Raw genomic sequence first — 23,797 nt, 5'->3', positions numbered from 1 at the left:
CCCGACGTCCGATGCGTCCGCCCGCCCAGGCCGTCGCGCGAGCCGGACCGAATCGAAAGGCCCACCGTGCGCCACAACATGCTCTTCCTGATGACCGACCAGCACCGGGTGGACACCCTGGGCGCGTATGGCAACCCGCACACGTACACCCCGAACCTCGACCGGCTCGCGGCTGAGGGCACCCGCTTCGACAGCTTCTACACCCCCACCGCGATCTGCACCCCGGCGCGCGCCAGCCTGCTCACCGGGGCGGCGCCGTTCCGGCACAAGCTGCTTGCCAACTACGAGCGGAACGTCGGCTATCTCGAGGACCTCTCCGACGGCCAGTTCACCTTCCCCGAGCAACTGCGCGCCGAGGGCTACAACCTGGGCCTAGTCGGCAAGTGGCACGGCGGTGTGCGGCGCACCGCCGCCGACTACGGCTTCGAGGGCCCCGACCTGGCCGGCTGGCACAACCCAGTGGACCACCCTGACTACCTCGCCTACCTGGCGGAGAACGACCTGCCCCCGTACCGCATCACGGACCCGGTGCGGGGCACCACGCCCAACGGCAGCCCCGGAAACCTCCTTGCCGCCCGCCTCCACCAGCCGGTCGAAGCCACCTTCGAGTACTACCTGGCCACGCGCACCATCGAGATGCTCCACCGCTTCGCCGCGCAGGAGAGCCACGGTGACGGCGCGCCGTTCTTCCTGGCCACCCACTTCTTCGGCCCGCACCTGCCGTACATCCTCCCGGACGCCTACTACGACATGTACGACCCCAGCCTGGTCGAACTACCCGCCTCGGTGTGCGAGACCTTCGAGGCGAAACCGACTGTCCAACACAATTACAGCAAGCTGTGGGCCTTCGACACCATGACGCCGCAGGAGTCGAGGAAGCTGATCGCCGTCTACTGGGGCTACGTCACGCTCATCGACGAGCAGATCGGCCGCATCCTCGACGCTATGGGGGAGTTGGGCCTGGATGAGAGGACAGCGGTCTTCTTCACCGCAGACCACGGCGAGTTCACCGGCGCCCACCGCCTGCACGACAAGGGGCCGGCGATGTACGAGGACATCTACCGCATCCCCGGGCTGATGAAGATACCCGGCGCCCCACACGGCCAGGTGCGCGAGGAGTTCGTCTCTCTCACCGACTGCACCGCCACCATCCTCGACCTGGCAAACAGCAAGACCGAGCCGGCCGTGGACAGCCGCAGCCTGCTGCCCCTCGTACGCGGCGAACACCCTCAGTGGGACGAGCATCACCTCGCTGAGTTCCACGGCCACCACTTCCCGTACCCGCAGCGGATGCTGCGCACCAGAAGCCACAAGCTGGTGATCAACCCCGAGTCCCGCAACGAGCTGTACGACCTCGACGCCGACCCCGACGAACTGCACAACCGCCATGACCATCCCGAGATGCGGGACATACGCACGGCACTGACCCGGCGGCTGTACGACCTGCTCCGCGAGCGAGGCGACAACTTCTACCACTGGATGACGCCGATGTACGACGTGGAGACGGACTACGACACCACTCTCTCCGCATTCGAAACCGACGAGTTCGCAGCGCACACCGAGGCCGGAAGCGATGCCCGACGGTGAACAGCGCAGAACGCCAAAAGTGATCCCCCGACAGCACCGTTGCCCTCGACCAAGAAGGAGACGCTACTGATGACCAGATCCGAGGACGGAACGCACGTGGGCCGACGGTCCATGCTGGCCGGGATCGCCGGTTCCCTAGGTGTGGCCGCACTCCCCATGGGCACCGCAACTGCCCAGGCGCTGCCTGCGAAGGCCGCGTCGACGAAGCGTCACCCGTCGAACTGGCCCGCCCTCGAACCGTACGGACTCGCCGACACCCGCAAGGACTTGTGGCCGCGCGAGGACAACTCCTTCGTCCTGCCCCTCGAGCTCCGTCCCCGCGACAAGGAGCTGGGTCGGGTCTGGATGCGCGACACCTACGTCAACTGCTTCGTCGTCGACGGCCGTCCGCTCTACGTCGCCACCGGCACCACCCGCGTGCCCGGCCTCACGGCCGCCGCTCCCTGGAACGACGGCCTCTTCGTATGGACGGCACCGTCCTTGCGCGGGCCGTGGCGGCTGGCCGACACCACCGGCATTCGGCCCGGCGCCGAGCGCGGAAAGGTGTGGTCGCCCGAGTTCGTCGAGGAGAACCGCCCCGGCCGCACGGTCGTCGCCCCGTGGCAGGAGTACTGGTACGACGACGCGTTCGGCAAGCGCGGCGAGGCGTGGGCGCCCGAGCTGCACTACTTCCACGGCAAGTGGTACCTCGTCGCGTGCATGGGCGACCACTCCCGGAAGGTCGGCTCGTTCCTGCTGGTGAGCGAGGGCGGGGTCGCGGGCCCGTACCGCCTCGTCGAGGGCAATCTCGACAAGCCCTTCGGTGACTCGTTCATCGGCGGGCCGTCGTTCATCAAACCCGGCGCGTACCACCACATCGACGGCAGCCTCTACACGGAAGGGGCCGACGCGTGGCTGGTGCTGCACAACCACGTCTACGCCAAGTTCCGCAAGGACATGGAGGACATCGTCCCGACGACGAACCTGCCGGCGTTCCGACAGACGCCGTACACGCCCGAGCCGTACCTCGAGGGCGCCTACGTCTTCAAGCACGGCGGCAAGTACTACCTGGTGCACGCCGCGTGGGACCGTACGTCGGTCAATGCCGACGGCAGCACCCGCGCTGCCTACGATCCGCCGGGCACCGGCCGGACGCAGTACCAGTACGACGCGGTCGTCGCCGTCGCGGACCGTTTCGAAGGTCCGTATTCCGAGCGTTGGACCGCGGGTGTGGGCGCCGGGCACAACAATTTCTTCAAGGACAGCGACGGTGGCCTGTGGGCGACCTTCTTCCGTAACCCGGCCAGCGGCTACTGGGCCGACCCGTCCCGTGTCGGCGATGCCGCGGTCGCCGGCGTCGTCCGCCTGGAGTGGACCGGACCGAAGGGCAACCGCCTGTACATACAGCGTCAGGCCTAGAGTTCCAGACCGACCTGCATGCCCCGTCGCGCCGGCGTCACCGAGCACGCACAAGCTCTTTCCTGGGCGCCTGCGGATCCGGTGAAACCGACAGGGCGGCCCTGGGCCAGGTGACGACGTCGAGTCGTGCGCGAACGAGTCCCCGACCATCCGGGCAGGGACTCGTTCGCGGGCGGTTACGGCCGCCGCCCCTTCTCGCGGTGGCCTCGCTGGTCCCCCTGCACCGTGGCCAGATCCTCCATCAGTCCGAGGCGACGGTAGGGCCCGTGGGGGCGGCGGGCGTTCTGGTCGGGTTCGCTTCGAGCCATTCCCGAAGTGCGTGGAGGAGCACATCGTTGTCGCCATCGACACGGGTGCCCAGACCGTGACGGTCACTCACACCAGGGACGAGATCAAGGCCGCGCCCCGCTTCACCCTCGACAGCCAGACCACCGAGCCCGCCTACCTCACCGAAGTGGCCAACTACTACGCCACGTTGGAGCAGTCAGCGCTTCTGTGACGCACGCGGCGGCGCGAGCAGGTGTCGGCGCCGCAATACGACTGCAGCCCCCTCCGGGTGCCTGGGCCACGGATTTCCCCAGAATCTAGGCCTGATCGCCTCAGCAGGACGCTCCCCTCCCACTGGCGCGTCTCGCAACCTTTGGCGGACAACGAGCGGCGTCCGGTGCGGTGCGGTGCATCGCATGGCGGCCGCATAGCCTGGTGGTCCTGGTACCGGGCCGTATTCGGCTGATGGCCAACGAAGCGAGGTGCTGTACCGGGCGTCGCGAGCATGGGAGGCCTTCGACCTGTGATGATGGAGCGTTCGTTGAAGGTGATCGACGAGGAGCTCCAGGTCGCGGGGCCGATGTTTCGCCGCCGTGTGACGCTCGTGGGAACGCTTAGGTGATGTGGTGAACTGGTTTACCTCGCTGCCGGCGGCAGTGCTGGTTGTGGGCTGGCTCTTCCTTGCCCTACTGGTCGCGGCCGTCGCACGGGTCGGCGTCCGGGCGCTCGTACCGGTCGGGGAACAGGCCAGGGTGCCGCAGATCGCTACACCCCTGATGCCTACACTCGGCGCTGCCTTCGCGATCTTTGCGGCACTCACACTGGCCAGCGAGGCCAGTTACCTGCGCGCAGCAGAGGGGTTGGTGAGCGACGAGGCGGCCGCAGCCTCCCGCCTGGGGTGGGCGGCGACAAGTCCGCGAGTCCAGTCGGAGCCGATCCATGCGGCACTGCTGGATTACCTGCAGACCGCGCGTGTCAGAGAATGGGAGGGTGCGGCAGCGGCGTCCGGTGACGACCCGGCCACCGCTCGCGCGATCGCACGACTGGAGCGGAGCGTGCGCGCCGAGGCGGCCCGGCCAGAGCTGGGAACCCCGGCTAGCACGGAGCTGCTGGTGTCCCTGGACAGCGTCACCAGTAGTCGTCGCGCCCGGATTGCGGCCGCCTCGCGCGACGTTCCCGCGCTCTACGTCGTCACGCTTGTGGTCAGCGGACTGGCCTTGATCGTGAACGCCGGCGCACTGATCTTCCGCAGCAGCCTGCGAACGTCACTGCTCGTCGTGGGCGTTGCGAGTGTGGTCGGGCTGAGCCTGGCACTGCTCTTCGCACTCAGCGCGCCCTGGAGCGGACCGTTCATCGTGAGTGGGCATCCACTCGACGCCGTCATCGGTGACCTGAAGTCCGGCTTCTTCGGCCGCGGGCCGTAGGAGATGGGAGCGATCAATACGCCGACGGCGGAGCTCGTTCGCGGCCTGCTAATGGCCTCTCGTACAGCCTTGGCCGGGTAATCGGGACATGGCGGATCGGGGCGCCGGCGCGAAGTTGGTCTTGGGCTCGGCACGGGAGTCGCGCCAACGGATGTAGGCACCGATGGCGGCGTTCTGCTCGCCGTGGGCGTGGTGGTCGATGGCATGCGAGTGCTCTCGCTGCCCAGCAGACCACCGTTGTCGGCGAACACCGCGTCGAAGGCCTGGGTGAACTTGGCGTCGTGGTCCCTGATCAGGAAGCGAAACGGGTGGGCGCGGTACCCGAGTTGGAGGAGAAGGTTGCGGGCCTGGGTGACCCAGTCGCCGGTGGGATGCGTGGTAACGGCAAGGACGTGGACGGTCCTGGTGCCGACCTCCATCACGAAGAAGACGTACAGGCGCTTCAGGGTGATCGCGCAGTCGACGTGGAAGAAGTCGGTCGTCAGCAAGGTGTCGGCCTGCGTGTGCAGGAACGCACGCCAGGTGGCTCGGTCGCGCGGGTGGGATCTTGTTGCGGCGTAGCACTCGGCGGATGCTCGCGGCGGCGACGCGGTGGCCCAGGCTGCGCAGTTCTCCCTGGACCCGGACGTAACCCCAGGTTGGGTTGTCGTGGGCCAGACGGAGGATGAGTGCGGTGAGTTCCTCGGCCAGCGGCAGTCGGCCCGACTTGGCCGGTTGCTGTCGCCACTTGCGGCGTACCAGGCGGCGGTGCCAGGCCAGAATCGTGCCGGGGGTGACCAGTCGATGGCGGCGGAGCAGGGCAGGCAGGCTTCGGGCCAGGGCGGACAAGATCGCGCGGTCGGCCCACGACAGGCGGGCGCGCGGGGTGTGGCGGCGCAGCACCGTGACCTCGTGCCGGAGGACGAGTATCTCTATCTCCTTTGACCGGTTGGACCGGCCGTAGAGGACAAGCCAGCCGAGCATCCGACAGAAGATCATGCAGAGCAGTCGCGGAGCCACAACCGACGATCACGCCCAGCCCACAGCGTCAGCCAAAACTCCAGGTCAACACACGCGTGGAATAAAGACACCCTTCAGGTCGACCCAGGGCCTGCGCCGTCCTCTTTCTGTCGCATGAGCAGGCGGAGAAGCTCATGCCCGGCCCGAAGTAGCCAGCGGTCCGTTCACCCAAGGTGTGGGGCTGACGTTATGCCAGCCCCGCCTCGGCCATGTCTACCTTTGATCTTGGCCAGTGCTCCGCCGTAAACGGCGGAGCACTGGCCAAGATCAAAGGTAGAAGCATCACGGCCTACCAGGGCGCTGGCAGACCGTTCCGAGTACCGTTTCGACGCCGTCACCTCAAGCGGTCGGAGCGGCGGCATAACAGTGCGCATGCCGAGATCAGCTGCCTCGGTGAACAGGCCACGGCCACCCTGAAGGGCTGGCGTCTCCTGCGGAAGCTCCGCTGCAGCACCAACCGGATCACCGACATCGTGAAGGCCGTCGTCGTCCTTCACCACACCTCAAACTGAGGCACGTCGTAGGGGAGGAGCGGCCAGGGTCACCAGGCGTTGCTCCACCCGGTTGTGCTGGAATACGAGTCCAGCAGGTCCACCACGAAGACCAGGGTCGAGCCCGGCGGGATCAACGGTGAGGGCGACTGATTGCCGTAGCCGAGACGCGGGGGAACGATGATCTCGCGCCGACCGCCGACCTTCATCCCCCTCACCCCCCGGTCCCAGCCCTTGATGACCTTGCCACTGCCCAGGGCGAACTTGAACGGCTGGCCCCGGTCCCAGGAGGCATCGAACTCCTTCCCGGACTCGAAGGTCACCCCGACATAGTGGACCCTGACCACCATGCCCGGCTTCACCTCAGTCCCGTCCCCGACGACCAGGTCCCGGATGGTCAGCTCGGTAGGAGCGTCACCCTCCGGAACGTCGACCTCGGGCTTCGTCAGTTCACTCATTGCCGCCTCATCACTCTCCGTCGGAAGCCGTCGCACGGACCAGCCGGACACATGAACAGCCCATGCAGCGGATGGTCACGCTATCGAGAATGCTGGTCGTCCCCGGAGCGCTGCGGCTGCCGAATATTTCATCCGTCCAGGTCAGGCGGCGTTCCGGTACTCGTGGATCACGCCGCCGAGCTGGTCTTGTCGGCGTATGTCGAGACGGGTGATTTGTTCGGGATCGGTGATCGGTTCGGGGACCGTGCGCAGTGGCGCCGCCTGGTTCCTCGCTTGATGGGGCCGGTGAGCGTTGTGATGCAGTTCGAACTGGCGAAGGGCGTGCCGCAGGTGGTGCTCGTTCCAGATCAAGGTGCGGTCCAGGAGTTCGTGGCGGCAGGTCTGGACCCAGCGCTCGATGATGGCGTTCATACGTGGTGTCCGGACGCCGGTGAGCACGGTCTGGATGCCGGCGTCGCACAGGATCTGGTCGAAGAGAACAGGGGATCTCGCGGCCCGATCGCGGATGAGGTACATGGCGCGGGCTCTGAGGGGCCTTTGCGGCTTCTCGTGGCGGCTGAAATGCTCCAACCTAATCGGGCAGTGGTTGGTGGGACAGGTACAGAGGCCCTGTCGCTACCTTGGCAGGCCGCTCCCGGGCACAACATGGCCTGCCGCATCAACAACCGGTTCGGCAGGCTGCAGTTCGGCCACGTCGACCAGTTCCGACGGATGCGGCTGCGGTGCCGAGCCGCCCTCTGCGGAGGACGGCGCGGCGACCTCGGTCGGCAGCGCCTCAGGTAGCGACGACCACCCGGTGTTCGGCGGTGAACGGCTTGCCCGCAACCAGTTCGGACTCCTGCCCGTCGGGGCCGACCGGGAGTTCACCGATCAACGTGACGCGGTGCAGACGGCGCTCGACGTTCAGGTGCTCGATGTCGCGCGGGGCGAGGTGGGCGGTGGCCCGGTTGTCCCAGAAGGCGACACTGCCCGGCTCCCAGCGGAAGCGGACGGTGTACTCGGGGCGAGTGATCTCCTCGTAGAGCAGGTTGAGGATGGTGCGGCTCTCGCTCGGGGTCACGTCCACGATGTGGCTGGTGAAGCCGGGGTTGACGAAGAGCGCGCGCTCCCCGGTCTCGGGGTGGACGCGGACCACCGGGTGGACGGCGACGAGCAGGTTGTCGTTCACGCGGCGGGCGTAGGCGCTGTCGTCGGTGGGCTTCTCGGCGCCGCCGTAGCGGTGCTCGGCGCGCAGCGTGTCGACGAATGCACGTACCGGGGCGGACAGGCCTTCGTACGCGGCGACCAGGTTGGTCCACTGGGTGTCGCCGCCGAACTCGGGGACGGTTTCGGCGCGCAGGATCGATCCGGCGGGCGGGTTGACGGAAGCGGTGACATCGGTGTGCCAGCCGGAGAAGTAGCTGTAGCGGCGCTTCTTCGTGGCCTCGCGGAACCCCTTGCCGTAGCGCTCCTCGTAGCGGCGCGGGTCGATGGTGAAGATCTCGGGGTGGTCCTCCGGCGGGGTGTCGTCGTGCGGGTGGGCATAGGTCAGGTCGCCGAACTGCCGGGCGAAGGCGATCTGCGAGGCGTGGTCGAGGTCCTGGCCGCGGAAGAAGACGACCTTCCAGCGGTGTAGCGCCTCCTTGATGACGGCCAGGTCGCCGTCGGTGAGGGGCTTGGAGATGTCGACGCCGGAGATGTCGGCGCCGGTGTGGCCGGAGGCGGGGCGTGCGGTCGCGGTGGAGGTCGTCGGCTTCGACGAGATGGTCGAGGTCATGGTGGTCAGCCCTTCTGTGCTGCGGCGAGCTCTGCGTTGAAGTCGTTGGTGACGGAGGGGTCGAACTGCTTGGAGAGGTCGGCCTTCTGCGGAATCCGGCCGATCTCGGTGTAGAGGTCGGCGTGCTTCTTCTGGGGCGCGACGACGCCGTCGTCGATGGGGACGTAGGCGGTCGTGCCCGTGGTCTGGAAGACCTGCTTGCCCAGGGGCGTCTGCTTGCGAGACGTAGGAGGCGTCGTCCCACGCGTCCGGCTGGGAGAGGACCTACGCGTTGGCCTTCACCAGAGGTGCGGTGAAGTCCAGCAGCGCCTCGCGCTTGGCCGGGTCGGCCACCGCCTTGTCGGTGGCCAGCCGGAAGCTGTAACCCGGCGACACCGCACAGCCGTTGATGACCTGGACGGCGTCGGGATGTCCTGCAGGTACTTGGCGCGGGTCTCCTCGGAGGTCGTGGCGGCGTCGACCGTCCCGGACTCGAGAACGTTGCCGGCCCACTGTCGATGTGGAACAGCACCTTGTACGGCAGGTTCTTCACCTGCCGCGCTCGCCGCCGGACACCTCGAGAGCGGTCAGCGGACTCTTCCCTTGGTCGCCGACCGGAGCGTCACCTTGCCCCGACTGCCGCCGCCGTCCGACGACGTAGCCGCGGTGGTGTCCCCTCCACCGGCCGTGGCGACCGGCAGGTGCAGCCCGAGCGCCAGGGGGCGACGAGCTCTCTCCTAGGCCTATGCATTACCGCCTCCGTCATCGGGCAGGGCGAGGGCGGTGTTGTACGTGGTGTCGTCACCGGTGACGGCCCTGCTGTGGGTGCCGTTCACCGACACCGGGACATCACCGGCGAGCGTGATCCGCTGTACGCGGCGGGGGAGAGTGCCGTAGTCGGCCACCGCGTAGTGCTGCGTGGCGCGGTTGTCCCAGAAGGCGACATCGCCAGGGGCCCAGCGCCACCGTACGGTGTTCTCCAGCTCTGTCACGTACGACTGGAACAACCGCAGCAACTCGCGCGAGTCCTCCGCGGACCAGCCCACGAACCGGCGCGCGAAACCGCCGAGCACCAGCACCCGTTCACCGCTCTCGGGGTGCACACGTACCACCGGGTGCTCGGTCTCGTACGCGACCGACGTGAAGACGGCACGGTGGCGCTTGGCCGCCTCCGTGTCGTCCGCCGGCTTGTAGGCCGCGTAGTCGTACTGGTTTGAGTGCACCACCCACAGCTGGTCGGCGAGCGCACGCAGCTCCTCCGGCAGATTTGCGTACGCCGTGGCCGTGTTGGCCCACACGGTGTCGCCGCCATAGGGCGGGATGGTCACCGCGCGCAGGATGGATCCCAGCGGCGGACGCTGCACGAATGTGACGTCCGTGTGCCAGTGGTTGGCCCGGGATGTGGTCTTTCCGTAGTCCAGGTCGAGAACGGCCGGGGCACCCTCCAGGGCGGGGACGGTCGGGTGCGCGGTGGTGGGGGTGCCGAAGCCGCGGGCGAAGCGCTCATGGCTCGCCTCGTCGAGGTCCTGACCGCGGAAGAAGACGACCTTGTGCTCCAGGAGGGCGGCGCGAATTGCCGCGACGGTGTCGTCCGGCAGGTCGGAGGCGAGGTCGACGCCGTGTATCTCGGCGCCGATGTTTCCGGCGACCTTGACGATGTCGAGGACGGTCTGGGTGGGTGCAGACATGGCAGGGCAGCTCCAATGTGCGCATGCGCAGATGCGTTGACTGGTGAAGGTGTACCGAGGTGTACGAGGAAGGCAGCCCTCTACGGGGCGGGGAAGGGAAGCAGCAACCAGGAGACGGACGACGCGTCGGTGGCGCTCGGCTCAGCGCGCGTGGCCGGCGGGCCGACTACAGCCCAGTCCGGCGAAGTGGTGGGCGCGGAAGGCGTTGACCGTCTCCCGTCCGGCGGCGTCACGCGCCGTGGCCCTCCCTGTCGCATCCATAGGGCGATTCTCCGCGCTGGCTGACGGGGCGACAATAATTTGCGACGCCGTGGAAGAAACGGACTGCGGGTGGGGCGGGCCGTGCCGGTCCGGGGATCTGCCCGCCACTGTGAAAGCACGGGCCGTCGCGGGCGAGCGGCATGCGGCGACCGGGCGCCGGCACAGCTCGCCGGCGCTACGCGGAGCGCGCTGTGCGCAGCTCCATCGGCCTCCGGTACACCGCGTCGAGCACGACCGATCCGGCCGCGACCGCCAGCACGTGAGGCCCGAAACTGCTGGGGACGACGGCCCGTTCGGGATCGCCGCACAGATGCGAGTGTGCGGCAATCTCCTCGTACAGGTCCGGCAGCAGCTCGGGGAAGGTCAGCGCCGTGCGCTCGACGACCACCAGCAGTTCCGGATTGAGGACATCGAGCAGCAGCGCTGCCGCACGCCCGACGGTGCGCAGCCTCTCGCGCAGCACCCGCAGCGCCTCGTGGTGGCCTTGGCGGGCCCGGTCGAGGAGCAGAGCGAAGTCCGGCGCGGGGATGGCCCCGGTTTCGAAGGCACGCTCGGCCACGGCAAGTTCCGACACGGCGGTCTGCAGACAGCCGGTACGACCACACCCGCAGGCCTGACCGATGTGGCCCAGCGGCAGATGGGCCACATCGCCCGCCCCGGACCGGCGCCCGCGCAGCACGCTGCCACCGGCCGCGATCGCGGCGTCCACCACATTGCCGACGAAGAGCTGTACCAGGTCCGAGCGCCCTGCCCCCGCGCCGAAGAGCAACTCGGCGTGTGCCAGCGCCCGCGCGTGCCCGTCCACATGCACCGGCAACCTGGTCGTGGCGCCAAGCACGCGCCGAACCGGCACATCCCGCCAACCGAGGGGCGCATGCTCGATCACCGTTCCCTGCTCGGCGTCGACCCAACCACCGGTCACGACGCCGAGGCCGAGCACCGAGCGCCCCGCCGCGTGCCGGCCGAGGAAGCCGGGCAGGACCCTGCCGATCTGCTCCAGCACCTGCCGCGGCCCGCCCGGATGTGCCAGCCGCCGCTGCGCCGTGACCCGGCCCAGCAGATCCACCACGGCGAAGGTCATGTGTTCCAGGGCGATGTGTACCCCGCAGGCGACGTGGTGGCCGGGGTCGATCGCCACCGGCACCTGCGGCCGCCCGGCGCGCGGCGGGCTTACACGCGGCGGCAGTTCGCGCAGCAGCCCGAGCCCGATCAGCTCCGCCGTGTGGCGCGACACCGCGGCCGGGCTGAGCCGGGTTCTGGTCACGAGTTCCGTGCGCGCGGCGGGTCCGTCGCGCAGCAGCGTACGCAGCAGGGCGCCCGGGCCGCCGCCCTCGACGGACAGCGGTTCCGGTCGCGCGGGCAGAGCAACGAGTAGCGGCGGCCGGGCATGATCGGAGATGGCGGTCATGGCTCCCTCGCTCAACGGTAGGACGGCAGAGAGCCGCGGAGCGAGGCACGCTCAGCGGCGGTGGGAGTCCGTACAGCACGGGAGCGGGAACGGAGAGGCCATGCGCCGATGCTCGCAATTTCGCCCCTGGCGGTCAACGGCGCTCCGTTACGGGCGTACGGCAGTCCTGTGAATCCGGTCGGCTGTCCAGAGCATGCGGCGTGATGGCTGCCGGTCTTCGAGGTCGTTCGTGCGCCGCTTGACGAACACCTACTTCCTCACTGGCGTCACCGGCGAGTTCTCGGCCGTCGCCGCGGTTGGCGGTTCGAGTCCTCGCCTTCGGAGCATGAGATCAGGCGGAGTTGGGCGGAGTCGGCATCTCCGTTCCATCCCTGTCCATGATGCGGTCAGTGGTTTGACCGGGTAATAGCGTTCCGGCTACGTTCCGGGCCATGCAGCGATCCGCACACCTGACGACTCGAGGTCATGTCGACCTGAAGCGTGTGTGCTCCGCGGCGTGTCACCGGGCCTGAACGCCGTGCCCGCGCGGGCCTGCCACCAGGGACCTCTCCTGCTCGGCTCTTCGCGGGGCGCCCTTCCACCGGGAGAAGCGACATTCTGCCGACCGTGAGTCCGGCAGGTTCTGTCCTCAAGGCTCCGTAGAGGAGCACGCACCCGCATCGCCCGCTGCCACCGAGCCTGGAAGACATCCGTGAAGAGTCTCTCTGCGCCTGCCCGTCGTGGTCCCATGTCGCTGCGTCGCTCGGACATCCCCGCCGTTGCACCGGCCCGTCGTGTCTCCGGCGCTGGGTCCGTTCTGAGCGCCGTTCTCGACCACGGCCCGGTCGCCCGTTCCACCGTCGCCCGGCTCACCGGTCTTTCGCCCGCATCCGTGACCGGACACACCGGCCGGCTTGTGGCCCGTGGTCTCATCCGCGAGAGTGCGCAGGTCACCGGGCCGAAGGGATTGGGGCGGCCTCACATACCGTTGGAGATCGACACCAGCCGCTATCTGGTGGCCGGCGCACATATCGCGGTCGCCCACTCGACCGTCTCCCTCATGGACCTGCGTGGCCGGATCCTGGCTGTGGACCGCCAGTCGCACCGAGGCACCGAACCGCAGCGGATTCTCGGTGACCTGGCAGCTCGTCTTCCCCGGCTGCTGGCGGCCCATGCGGCTGGACGGACGGTGTTCGGTTTGGGGGTGGCCACCGGACACCGGGTGGACCCGGAGGCCGGACTGGTCATCGAGCATCCGCAACTCGGCTGGCGCAATGTGCCAGTACGTGATGTTCTCGCTGCGGCGACCGGACTGCAGGTCCAAGTGGACAGTCATGCACGGGCGTTGGCGCGCGCCGAGCAGATGCTGGGCGAGGTCACCACCCGGGCCAGCGCGGTGCTCCTGTTCGTCGGTGCGGTCGTGGACGCGGCTTTCGCCACTGCAGGGGCCATACACCTCGGACCGCGCTCGGGGGCGGGCAGTGTGGCTCACCTGCCGCTCGGGTCGGCCGGCTCCGGCGGCGCGGAGCCCTGCCCGTGCGGGCAGACCGGGTGCTTGCAGTCCGAGGTGTCGGAGCACGCCATGGTGCGGCGTGCGGCCGAACAGGGTCTGCCGGCCGGATCGTTCACGCAGCTGCTGGATCAGGCGCTGGCCGGTGAGGCGCGGGCGGTGGCGCTCTTCCGTCGTCGGGCGCGGCTCGTCGGCAGAGCAGCGGCACTGCTCCTGGACATGTTCGACCCCGAGGTCCTGGTGGTCGTCGAGCCTGGTGCGGGCCGACTGCCACAGTGTCTCGCCGATCTGCGGGCGGAAGTGGCCGAGCGCTCCTGGGTCTGCGACGACCCCGAACGAGCCGTGGTGCCCAGCAGTTTCACCGGATCGGTGTTGGCCACCGCCGGTGGCGCGGTGGCGCTGGGGGCGCTGTACGGGGACCCGCTGGGCTCGTGGCCCGCGCTGCCCGCCGTCTCCTGAGCAGTATTTTCTGGTCTCGACTTAATTCAGAATGTTGCATTATTGACCGACTCCTGAACCGAACGGGAAGATGGATTCATGACCGGCCGACAGCGGATTCCCCAGCGCCTGCCCTCAGTGGCATGCCGCTGCTGGGCGGCTGTGCCGGTCGGCCTCTTCGCCCGGCGTTCCTGTTGCCGCCTCTGTCCGGGCCGCCGATAAACAGCGACTGATTTACACGGGTGCTCCGCATCGTAGTGCGTACCTCTCTACGTACCTCTCTGCGCCTGCACGTCTCGTCTCCTCGGCCTGCCCGCTCTGGCTTTTCCGTTCGCGTGCCGATTCCTTTTTTTCGACATTCCATCTCGGGAGAGAAGTTGACTGTCGCCGTGTCTTCGCATTCCGCGACATCCACCGCTACGGGCATTGCGCCGGGGCGGTTCAAACAGGCATTTCGCAGGTATCCCGCCGGTGTCGTCGTCGTCACCGCGGACGCCGGCCTGGGGCCGGTCGGCTTCACCGCCACCTCACTCACCTCTTTGTCGCTCGATCCGCCGCTGGTCTCCTTCGCCATCGGGACCACCACTTCCTCCTGGCCTCATGTCGAGCGGTCCGCCACCGCCGTGGTCAATTTCCTCGGCGCCGACCAGCAGGCACTGGCCACCACGTTCGCCACCAGCGGCATCGACCGGTTCGCGGCGCCGACCAACTGGCGGCGACTGCCGCAGGGTGAGCCGGTCCTCGACGGTGTTGCCGGCTGGATGCGGCTTGACATCGAGCAGCTCGTCCCGGCGGGCGACCACCGGATCGTCATCGCCCGGGTCGTGGACTCCTGGCTCGACGAGGGGCGCAGCCCACTCCTGTTCCACGACGGTTCCTACCTCGCCGTCTGAGCATTCCCTTCAGCCGCCCATCGATCAGGAATCTGCCATGTCACGTAATTTCGCGCACACATCCGTCGGGCGCAGGTCATTCATGGCCCTCGCCGGCGGGACGATACTCAGCCTCGCCGCCTGCGCTCCGCAGGCCAGAACTGCCGCCGAGGCGAAACCTGCCGGAAGGTTGCCTACGGGGTCACCGCCGCCCGGTACCAAGCTGTCGATCGCGGTCCATTCCACACAACTTCAGCTGGGACCTGCCGGGCTGAACAAGGAATTGAAGTTCACTGTCTCGCAGTGGCCCAATCTGAGCGCCGGCCCCGACGTCATCCAGGGATTCCGTGCGCATTCCATCGATCTGGCGACCAACGCCGGAATTCCGCCGATCCAGGCCCACGCCATCGGTGTCGATGCGAAGATCGTCGCGGTACAGGTGCGGAAAAACCCCTCCTACGTCTTTGCCACCGCCGCGGGTTCCGACATCAGGACGGTCGAGGACTTTCGCGGCAAGAAGATCGGCTTCTCCCAGGGCCAGGCGCAGGGTGTCGTCGTACTGCGGGCCCTGAAGAAGGCAGGGCTGCGCAACAGCGAGGTCGAGCTGGTCGCACTGCCCAGCACCCAGTTCCTGACCGCTCTGCAGTCCAAGCAGGTCGATGTGGCCCCACTCGGCGAGCCGACTCTCACCAAGTACCTCGGCCAGTACGGCAAGGACGGCGCCCGCGGTGTGAAGGCCGATGTCGTGGACCTGCTGACCGTGCTGTGGGCGCCGACCGAGGTGCTCGACGACCCGGCGAAGGTCGCGGCCGTCCGCAACTTCATCCCGCTGTGGTCCCGCGGACTGGTGTGGGCGTGGGAGAACACCGACGAATGGATCGACACGTACTACGTGAAGGACCAGGGCGTCTCCAAGGAGGACGGCAAGCGCATCGTCGCCTCCCTCCGCAAGCCGCAGTTCCCGGTGAGCTGGGACAAGGCGATCGAGTGGGAGCAGGAGACCGCCGACCTGCTGGCCGATGGCGGTTTCGTGCCCAAGCAGGACGCCTCCGAGCTGTTCGACCGCCGCTTCGAGGGGCTGGCGCCGAAGGCCGTACCGGCCACGTACCGGGTGGCGTCATGACGGAGATGCTGTCGAACGCACGGCTGGAGAGCCCGGTGGCAACGACCGCCGAAGCGACGAGTCGTCTCAAGCCGGCAAAAGGCACGGTCCCGAAAGCCGCCCGTGGTACCCGCAGACGACTGGGCCCAGGCCGGTCCGTGCCCTTCGGCCGGCTGATCGGCCCGGCACTGCTGATCGCCGTGTGGTGGGCGGCCTCGGCCTTCGGCTATCTCGACCCCCGCATCCTGTCCGGACCCGGGACCGTGCTGTCCACCGCGGCGGACCTGGTCTCCACCGGCCGGCTCCAGGACAACGTGCTCGTCTCGCTGCAGCGCGCCGGGCTCGGCCTGTTCTTCGGTGTGGCAGCAGGGGTGATCCTGGCCGTGGCGGCCGGGCTGAACCGCACGGGGGAGTACCTCCTCGACGGCACGCTCCAGGTCAAGCGGGCCATTCCGTCCCTGGCGATGCTCCCGCTGCTCATCCTCTGGCTGGGCATCGGCGAGCAGATGAAGGTCACCGTGATCGCGCTCGGCGTCGCGGTGAACATGTACATCAACACCTACGCTTCGCTGACCGGCATCGACAGCAGGTATGTGGAACTTGCCGAGGGACTCGACCTGAGCCGATGGCAGTTCATCCGCAAGGTCGTCGTCCCGGGCTCGCTGCCGGGCTTCTTCGTCGGCCTGCGCCTCGGCGTCACAGCGTCCTGGCTCGGCCTGATCGTGGTCGAGCAGATCAACGCCACCCAGGGCATCGGCTACATGATGTTCCAGGCCCAGCAGTACGCCCAGTCCGACGTGATCATCGTGGGGCTGGTGGCCTACGGGATCTTCGGCTTCGCCTCGGACGCGGCGGTACGCGCGATCGAGAGGAGGGTCCTGTCATGGCGACGCACTCTGGCGGGCTGACCGAGATCCGGCCCGCGACCGGATCGGGGAGCGAGGACCACGGCGGAGACCGGCCCGCGGTACGGACGACCGGCCTGGTACGGAAGTTCGGAGACCGGATCGTACTGAAGGAACTCGATCTCACCCTGGCACCGGGCGAGTTCACGGCACTCCTCGGCCGCAGCGGCTCGGGCAAGTCCACGCTGCTGCGGGCCGTCGCCCGCCTCGACCATACGGTGGAAGGCTCCGGCGAACTCATCGTCCCCGAGCGGGTCTCGCTCTCCTTCCAGGACTCCAGGCTGCTGCCCTGGCTCCGGGTCCTGGACAACGTCGTCCTGGGCCTGCGCGGTCCCGGGTCCCAAGAGCGCGGTCTGACAGCCCTGGCCGAAGTCGGCCTTGAGGGCCGCGAGCGCTCCTGGCCGCATGAACTGTCCGGTGGTGAACAGCAGCGCGCCGCGCTCGCCCGCGCCCTGGTCCGCGATCCCGAACTGCTCCTGGCCGACGAGCCGTTCGGCGCCCTGGACGCCCTCACACGGATCAAGATGCACGGACTGCTGCGCGAGCTGTACGAGCGACACCGCCCCGCCGTGCTGCTGGTCACCCATGACGTCGACGAGGCCGTGGAACTCGCCGACCGGGTGCTGGTCCTGGACGACGGCCGCATCTCCGTGGACCTCGCCGTCGACCTGCCCACCCCGCGGTCCCCGCGCGAACCCCGCTTCCAGGAATACCGCGACACGCTGCTCGCCGCCCTCGGTGTGGCACAGCACGAGCCCACCACCTCTTGAGGAGACGACGCCCCATGGCACGCATAACAGAAGACCGGACGGAAGCGCAGGCGGAAGCCGAGAGCAGGCCGCACACCGGACGCGAGTCCGGCCGCAAGCCGCTGCACCTGAACGCGTTCCTGATGTCCACCGGTCACCACGAGGCCTCCTGGCGGCTCCCCGAGAGTCCGGCAGAGGCGAACTCGGACATCGAGCACTACAAAAACCTGGCCCGGATCGCCGAACGCGGCAAGCTGGACTCGCTGTTCCTGGCCGACAGCCCCGTCCTGATGGGGGACCCCGGCCGACGGCCGGCGGCCAAGCTGGAGCCCACCGTCCTGCTCACCGCGCTGGCGGGGGCCACCCGGCACATCGGCCTCATCGCCACCGCCTCCACCAGCTACAACGAGCCGTACAACCTGGCCCGCCGGTTCGCCTCGCTGGACCATGTCTCGGGCGGCCGGGCCGGCTGGAACATCGTCACCACCGCGGGCGCCGACGCGGCCCGAAACTTCGGCCTCGACGACACGCCCCTGCACGCGGACCGCTACCGGCGGGCCGGGGAGTTCGTCGAGGTCTCCACCAAGCTCTGGGACAGCTGGGCGGACGACGCGGTGATCGCCGACAAGGAAAGCGGCGTACATGCCCTGGCCGAGCGGGTCCGTCGCATCGACCACACCGGCGAGTTCTTCCGGGTCGACGGACCCCTGAACGTACAACGTCCGCCACAGGGCTACCCGTTGCTCGTCCAGGCAGGTTCCAGTGAGGACGGCAAGGACTTCGCCGCCCGGTACGCCGAAGCAGTGTTCACCGCGCAGCAGACCCTGGAGGAGGGCATCACCTTCTACAAGGACGTCAAGCAGCGCGCACAGACACTCGGCCGCAACCCGGACAGCATCAAGATCCTCCCCGGCATTGTCCCCGTCATCGGCGACACCGAGGCGCAGGCGCTGGAGCTGGACGCCGAGCTCGACCGGCTGATCGTCCCCGAGTACGCAAAGCGCCAGCTCGCCCAGCGGTTGAAGATCGCCCCCGACGATCTGGACCTCGATGCGGAACTCCCCGACAACATTCCCACCGAGGAGGAGATCGAGGGCGCCAAGAGCCGCTACACACTCATCGTGGAGCTCGCAAGGCGCGAGCGTCTGACCGTGCGTCAGCTCATCGGGCGGCTCGGCGGCGGCCGCGGCCACCGCACCTTCGCCGGTACGGCGGAGCAGGTCGCGGACACCATCGAGCACTGGTACGACAGCGGTGCGGCGGACGGCTTCAACATCATGCCCGCCGTGCTCCCGTCCGGCCTGGAGGTCTTCGTGGACCGGGTGGTGCCGATCCTCCAGGAACGGGGCCTGTTCCGTACCGAATACACCGGCTCCACACTGCGTGAGCACTACGGACTCCCACGCCCCGCCAACCGGCTGTTCGACACCGTCGACGCCGGCGAGGGGCACACCGGCATCGCCCTGGCGGCGGCCCGGTGACGGACTGTCCATCCCAGGAAACCAGTACGCCCCAGCAGCCGTCGGCCCGGTGGGCCCGGCGGCTGCTGGGGTACTGCCTGCGCCACCGCGCCGACCTCCTGCTCGCCTTCGGCGCCGCCGCCGTGGCTGCCGTCGCCACCGCCACACTGCCCCTCGTCCTGCGCCATGTGGTGGACGGGGTGGCGGCGGGCACCACCGCTTCACTCGCCCCCTGGACCATCCTGCTCGCCGGACTCGGCGCAGTCCGCTTCGCGGCGGCTTCCACCCGCCGCTACCGCTCCGGCAGGCTCTCCCTCGGTGTGCAGTACGACCTCCGCAACGACGCCTTCGCGGCTCTGCTGCGCCTCGGCGGCGCACAGCAGGACGATCTGCGCACCGGGCAGGTGGTGAGCCGGTCCATCTCCGACATCACACTGATCCAGACCCTGCTGCAGTTCCTGCCCAACCTCACAGGCAACGCCCTGATGTTCCTCTTCTCTCTGGCCTTCATGGCGTTGCTGTCCCCACCGCTGACCGTGGTGGCGCTGATCGTCGGCCCGGTGCTCTGGCTGATCGCCCTGCGCAGCCGCCGCGACCTCTTCCCCGCCAACTGGCACGCCCAGATGGAGGCCGCCGAGGTCGCCTCGAGGGTCGAGGCGACCGTGACCGGCGTCCGCGTGGTGAAGGGATTCGGCCAGGAGGCGCGGGAACTGACCGGCCTTGAGGAACGCGCCCGCCGGCTGTTCACCTCCCGGCTGCGGGTCGTCCGCTTCACCAGCCGCTACAACCCGGCCCTCCAAGCGGTCCCCGCCCTCGGCCAGGTCGCCGTACTGGCCCTCGGCGGCTGGATGGCCCTGCACGGCCGGATCTCGCTGGGCACCTTCCTTGCCTTCACCACCTATCTCGGCTCCTTCGTCACGCCCGTACGCCAGGTGGCGACCCTGCTCACCGTCTGGCAACAGGCCCGGGCCGGGGCCGAACGAGTCCTGGAGGTCGTCGACGAGGCCCCGCTGATCACCGACGCGCCAGGCGCGCAGGAACTGCCCGACCGCCCTGCGGCACTGTCCTGGCAGAACGTCACCTTCGGATACGGGGATGGCGAACCGCTTCTGCACAGCTTCACCCTCGATGTGCGCCCCGGCGAGACGGTCGCCCTGATCGGTCCGGCCGGCTCCGGGAAGTCGACCGCCGCGGCTCTGCTGCCCCGCTTCTACGACGTGCCATCCGGTTCGGTACGGGTGGGAGGCGTCGACGTACGCGACCTCACTCTGGACTCGCTGCGTTCCCGAATCGGCCTCGTCTTCGAAGAGAGCCTGCTGCTCTCGGACACGGTGCGGGCGAACATCGCCTACGGCGTCCCCAACGCCACCGAAGAGCAGATACGGGCCGCCGCCGCGATCGCCAGGGCCGACGAGTTCATCGAACAAATGCCCGACGGGTACGACACCGTCGTCGGCGAACAGGGCCTCACGCTCTCCGGCGGTCAGCGGCAGCGGCTGGCACTCGCCCGAGCCCTGATCGGCGACCCCGCCGTGCTCGTCCTCGACGACGCCACATCGGCCATCGACGCCCGAGTGGAAGCCGAGATCCACACCAGGCTGCGAGAGGCGACCCGCCGCCGCACCACCCTCATCGTCGCGCACCGCAGATCGACCCTGGAGCTCGCCGACCGGATCGCCGTCCTGGACGGCGGAAGGATCACGGACACCGGCACGCTGGACGAACTCCTTGACCGGTCGGCCCTGTTCCGCAACCTGCTCTCGACCGGTGCGGCGACGGATGCGGCCGAGGCGGCGGAAGCGGCACGCGCCGCACCACCGCCCGGCGAAGTCACCTCCCACCTGTGGCAGCGGCCCGCTCACTTCGGCCGCGACACCGACGAAGGCGCAGCGGTCCGGGCCGCCCAGGCCCTGGCCGAGGCGGCGGCCACCTCGGGCCCCGGACGAGGTGGACCCGGTGGCGGAGTGCTCAGCTCCGCGCCACCCAGCCCCGAGCTGATCGCCGCTCTCGCCCGGCTCCCGCTGCCCGCGGCCGACCCGAGGGTGCCCACCGAGCAGGCCGTGGCCGCCGACCCGGCCTTCCACCTCGGCACCCTGCTACGGCCGTTCCGTCTCCCGCTTCTCCTCGGCCTGCTCCTGGTCGCCCTGGACGCGGTCGCGCAGATCGCGGTGCCCGTCCTCGTACGCCACGGAGTGGACCACGGCGTCGCCCGGCACGCCGGAGACACTCTGTTGGCCGCAGCCGCGGCAGCCGGTCTCGTCGTCGCCGGGAACTGGCTGACCGGAGTGGCCCAAGTCCGCACGACGGGACGCACCGGTGAACGGCTGCTGTACACCCTGCGCGTGAAGACCTTCGCGCAACTCCAGCGCCTCGGCCTCGACTACTACGAGCGCGAGCTCGGCGGCCGCATCATGACCCGGATGACCACCGATGTGGACGCCCTGTCGAACTTCCTGCAGACCGGACTGATCACCGCCGTCGTCAGCCTGCTGACCATCCTCGGTGTCCTTCTCACCCTGCTGATCATCGACGCGGGCCTCGCCGCGGTCCTGCTCGCCGTCCTGCCCCTCCTGGCCGGCGCCACCGCCCTCTTCCAGCACTACTCGGTGCCCGCCTACCGGGAGGCCAGGGAACGAATCAGCGCCGTCAACGCCTGCCTCCAGGAGAACGTCACCGCCATCCGCGTCACCCAGGCCTTCCGCCGCGAGCAGCGCAACGCCCGCGACTTCGCCCGACTGGCCTGGGCCTTCAGGGACTCACGGCTGCGCGCCCAGCGCTACATGGGCACGTTCTTCCCGTTCGTGGAGTTCCTGGGCACCCTGTCGACCGCGGCCGTGCTGGTCGTCGGAGCCGGTCACGTCCGCTCGGGAGAGCTGAGCGGGGGCACCCTGATCGCCTTCCTGCTCTACGTCGAGCTGTTCTTCTCGCCGATCCAGCAGCTCTCCCAGGTGTTCGACGGCTACCAGCAGGCCGTCGTCGGCCTCGGCAGGCTACGGGCGCTGATGCAGACCCCGGCAGGCACCCCACCCGCTGAACACCCCCTGCCGGTGAAGAAGTTGCGCGGGGAGATCGAGTTCGACGGAGTGTCCTTCGGCTACCCGGGCGGTCGTGGCCGGGAAGTACTGCACGGACTCTGCCTGCGCATCACACCGGGCGAGACCGTTGCCCTGGTCGGTGCCACCGGCGCGGGCAAGTCGACCGTCGTCAAGCTGCTCGCCCGGTTCTACGACCCGACAGCGGGCACGGTCCGGGTGGACGGCCACGATCTGCGCGACCTCGACCTGACCGGTCTGCGCCGAAGGCTGGGGGTGGTGCCGCAGGAGCCGCACCTGTTCAGCGGTACCGTCCGGGACGCCATCGCCTACGGGCGACCGGAAGCGACCCGCGCCGAGGTGGAGGCCGCGGCCCGCGCCGTCGGTGCCCACGAGATGGTCGCGGAGCTGCCGCTGGGCTACCTGCAGCCCGTGGGGGAGCGGGGCCGCAATCTGTCCGCCGGGCAACGCCAGCTCCTGGCGCTCGCCCGGGCCGAACTCGTCGACCCGGACGTTCTGTTGCTCGACGAGGCCACCGCCTCGCTCGACCTGGCCACGGAACGCAGGGTCGCCGCGGCCACCGAGGCCCTGGCCCGTCGGCGTACGACCATCGTGGTCGCCCACCGCCTGACCACCGCCGCCCGCGCCGACCGGGTGGTGGTCCTCGACGCGGGAGCCGTCGTGGAAGACGGCACCCATGCCGGACTCCTCGCCGCGCGGGGCCCGTACCACCAACTGTGGCAGGCCTTCCAGCAGGGCGGGCACCCCGCCTCGGTGGAAGGCCTGAAGATCAATGAACTCGTCAAGGAGAACGCACGATGACGGAGTACCGCAATCTCGGACGCACCGGCGTCAAGGTGAGCCCGCTGTGCCTGGGCACAATGATGTTCGGAGCACGGGGTAACACGGACCATGTCGACAGCGTCCGGATCATCCACCACGCCCTGGACTCGGGCATCAACTTCGTCGACACCGCAGACGTGTACTCCGCGGGCGAGTCCGAGACCATCGTCGGCAAGGCCCTGTCCGGCGGGCGGCGTGACAACGTCGTGCTCGCCACCAAGTTCCATGGAAGCCTCGGCAGCGACCCCAACGAACAGGGAAACAGCCGCCGTTGGATCATCCAGGAGGTGGAGAACAGCCTGCGGCGGCTGGGCACCGACTGGATCGACCTATACCAGGTGCACCGCCCCGAGCCCGACACCGACTTCGACGAGACGCTGGGCGCGCTCTCCCACCTGGTGCAGCAGGGCAAGGTCCGCTACATCGGCACCTCCACCTTCGAACCCTCCTCCATCGTCGAGGGCCAGTGGCTCGCTGAGCGTCGGGGCCGGGAACGCGTCGTGGCCGAGCAGCCCCCGTACTCCCTACTGGCGCGCGGTATCGAACGCGAGGTCCTGCCCGTTGCGCAGCGCTACGGTCTCGCCGTGCTGTCCTGGAGCCCCCTCGCGGGCGGCTGGCTCTCGGGGCGCTACCGCAAGGGCGCCGGGCAGCCCACGTCCAGCCGTGCCGAACGCCAGGTGGCCCGCTTCGACATCACCTCACCGGAGAACGCCGCCAAGCTGGAGGCCACCGAGGCCCTCGCCCTGCTTGCCGAGGAAGCCGGCGTCACCCTCGTACAGCTGGCCCTGGCCTTCGTCCTGGAACACCCCGCGATCACCTCGGCGATCATCGGGCCGCGAACCTTCGAACAGCTGGAGAGCCAGCTGGGCGCGGACAAGATCCGGCTGAGCCAGGAGGTACTCGACCGGATCGACGAGATCGTCCCACCCGGCTCCAACCTCTCGGCCCGCGACGGCGGTTACACCCCGCCCTCGCTCACCGACTCCGCGCTGCGCCGCCGTTCACCGAACTGACGCAGCGCCGGCGAGGCACAGTCCGTCGACAACGCTTCGTGATCGGTTGTGCGGATGCTCTGGGCCGCCCAGCCGGTCGGCGGAGGTTGACGCCACGGGCATCACATGGTCGTTGTCCGTGCCTATCGCAGGCTGAGCAGACCTCCCCAGGCTGACCAGGTTTGATGGCCACAAATCC

Annotated in this window: 18 protein-coding genes; 13 read left to right on the top strand and 5 right to left on the bottom strand. The window is 68.8% G+C overall.

Annotated features, from left to right (window positions below; translation table 11 throughout):
• Positions 1-78 precede the first annotated feature (78 nt).
• From OG574_RS10385 to OG574_RS10365, 5 genes are all read left to right on the top strand, one after another.
• On the top strand, positions 79-1,587 hold the full coding sequence (locus OG574_RS10385; RefSeq protein ID WP_326778425.1) for a sulfatase-like hydrolase/transferase: 1,509 nt from the start codon (positions 79-81) through the stop codon (positions 1,585-1,587).
• A 69-nt stretch (positions 1,588-1,656) separates the two neighbouring features.
• On the top strand, positions 1,657-2,985 hold the full coding sequence (locus OG574_RS10380; RefSeq protein WP_326772926.1) for a family 43 glycosylhydrolase: 1,329 nt from the start codon (positions 1,657-1,659) through the stop codon (positions 2,983-2,985).
• A 319-nt stretch (positions 2,986-3,304) separates the two neighbouring features.
• Entirely contained in the window at positions 3,305-3,484 is a 180-nt protein-coding gene (locus tag OG574_RS10375) for a hypothetical protein (RefSeq protein ID WP_326772925.1), read from the top strand.
• 394 nt (positions 3,485-3,878) lie between these two features.
• Positions 3,879-4,676, top strand: a complete 798-nt coding sequence (locus tag OG574_RS10370) for a bestrophin-like domain (protein WP_326772924.1) — start codon at positions 3,879-3,881, stop codon at positions 4,674-4,676.
• A gap of 1,208 nt (positions 4,677-5,884) precedes the next feature.
• Entirely contained in the window at positions 5,885-6,187 is a 303-nt protein-coding gene (locus OG574_RS10365; protein WP_442816805.1) for a transposase family protein, read from the top strand.
• 29 nt (positions 6,188-6,216) lie between these two features.
• On the opposite strand, the gene OG574_RS10360 is transcribed toward OG574_RS10365, so the two are convergent.
• From OG574_RS10360 to OG574_RS10340, 5 genes are all read right to left on the bottom strand, one after another.
• On the bottom strand, positions 6,217-6,624 hold the full coding sequence (locus OG574_RS10360) for an FKBP-type peptidyl-prolyl cis-trans isomerase (RefSeq protein ID WP_326772923.1): 408 nt from the start codon (positions 6,622-6,624) through the stop codon (positions 6,217-6,219).
• A gap of 141 nt (positions 6,625-6,765) precedes the next feature.
• Complete coding sequence (locus tag OG574_RS10355; RefSeq protein WP_326772922.1) at positions 6,766-7,140, bottom strand: integrase core domain-containing protein; 375 nt, start codon at positions 7,138-7,140, stop codon at positions 6,766-6,768.
• Between the two features lie 259 nt (positions 7,141-7,399).
• Positions 7,400-8,380, bottom strand: a complete 981-nt coding sequence (locus OG574_RS10350) for a TauD/TfdA dioxygenase family protein (protein WP_326772921.1) — start codon at positions 8,378-8,380, stop codon at positions 7,400-7,402.
• A 722-nt stretch (positions 8,381-9,102) separates the two neighbouring features.
• Entirely contained in the window at positions 9,103-10,047 is a 945-nt protein-coding gene (locus OG574_RS10345) for a TauD/TfdA dioxygenase family protein (protein ID WP_326772920.1), read from the bottom strand.
• 436 nt (positions 10,048-10,483) lie between these two features.
• Entirely contained in the window at positions 10,484-11,716 is a 1,233-nt protein-coding gene (locus OG574_RS10340; RefSeq protein WP_326772919.1) for an ROK family transcriptional regulator, read from the bottom strand.
• 691 nt (positions 11,717-12,407) lie between these two features.
• On the opposite strand from OG574_RS10340, the gene OG574_RS10335 reads away from it, so the two are divergent.
• The 8 genes from OG574_RS10335 (at position 12,408) to OG574_RS10300 (ending at position 23,619) form a co-directional block, all read left to right on the top strand.
• Positions 12,408-13,664, top strand: a complete 1,257-nt coding sequence (locus tag OG574_RS10335) for an ROK family transcriptional regulator (RefSeq protein ID WP_326772918.1) — start codon at positions 12,408-12,410, stop codon at positions 13,662-13,664.
• 356 nt (positions 13,665-14,020) lie between these two features.
• Positions 14,021-14,536: a flavin reductase family protein gene (locus tag OG574_RS10330; protein ID WP_442816804.1), complete on the top strand. Its 516-nt coding sequence runs from the start codon at positions 14,021-14,023 to the stop codon at positions 14,534-14,536.
• A 37-nt stretch (positions 14,537-14,573) separates the two neighbouring features.
• On the top strand, positions 14,574-15,638 hold the full coding sequence (locus tag OG574_RS10325; protein WP_326772916.1) for an ABC transporter substrate-binding protein: 1,065 nt from the start codon (positions 14,574-14,576) through the stop codon (positions 15,636-15,638).
• Positions 15,635-16,525: an ABC transporter permease gene (locus tag OG574_RS10320; RefSeq protein WP_326772915.1), complete on the top strand. Its 891-nt coding sequence runs from the start codon at positions 15,635-15,637 to the stop codon at positions 16,523-16,525. The genes OG574_RS10325 and OG574_RS10320 overlap by 4 nt, the downstream gene beginning before the upstream one ends.
• Positions 16,501-17,292 carry an ABC transporter ATP-binding protein gene (locus tag OG574_RS10315; RefSeq protein ID WP_326772914.1) on the top strand — a complete coding sequence of 264 codons (792 nt, stop codon included), beginning with the start codon at positions 16,501-16,503 and terminating at the stop codon, positions 17,290-17,292. Before OG574_RS10320 ends, OG574_RS10315 begins: the two co-directional genes overlap by 25 nt.
• 14 nt (positions 17,293-17,306) lie before the next feature.
• Positions 17,307-18,752, top strand: coding sequence for an LLM class flavin-dependent oxidoreductase (locus tag OG574_RS10310; RefSeq protein ID WP_326772913.1), 1,446 nt, complete (start codon positions 17,307-17,309; stop codon positions 18,750-18,752).
• Positions 18,749-22,585, top strand: a complete 3,837-nt coding sequence (locus OG574_RS10305) for an ABC transporter ATP-binding protein (RefSeq protein WP_326772912.1) — start codon at positions 18,749-18,751, stop codon at positions 22,583-22,585. The genes OG574_RS10310 and OG574_RS10305 overlap by 4 nt, the downstream gene beginning before the upstream one ends.
• Positions 22,582-23,619, top strand: coding sequence for an aldo/keto reductase (locus OG574_RS10300; protein WP_326772911.1), 1,038 nt, complete (start codon positions 22,582-22,584; stop codon positions 23,617-23,619). Before OG574_RS10305 ends, OG574_RS10300 begins: the two co-directional genes overlap by 4 nt.
• Positions 23,620-23,797 lie beyond the last annotated feature (178 nt).

The organism is Streptomyces sp. NBC_01445, from assembly GCF_035918235.1.
Taxonomy (GTDB): domain Bacteria; phylum Actinomycetota; class Actinomycetes; order Streptomycetales; family Streptomycetaceae; genus Streptomyces.
Note: the sequence above shows the minus strand (reverse complement) of the source record. Positions and strands in the feature narration are given on the sequence as shown.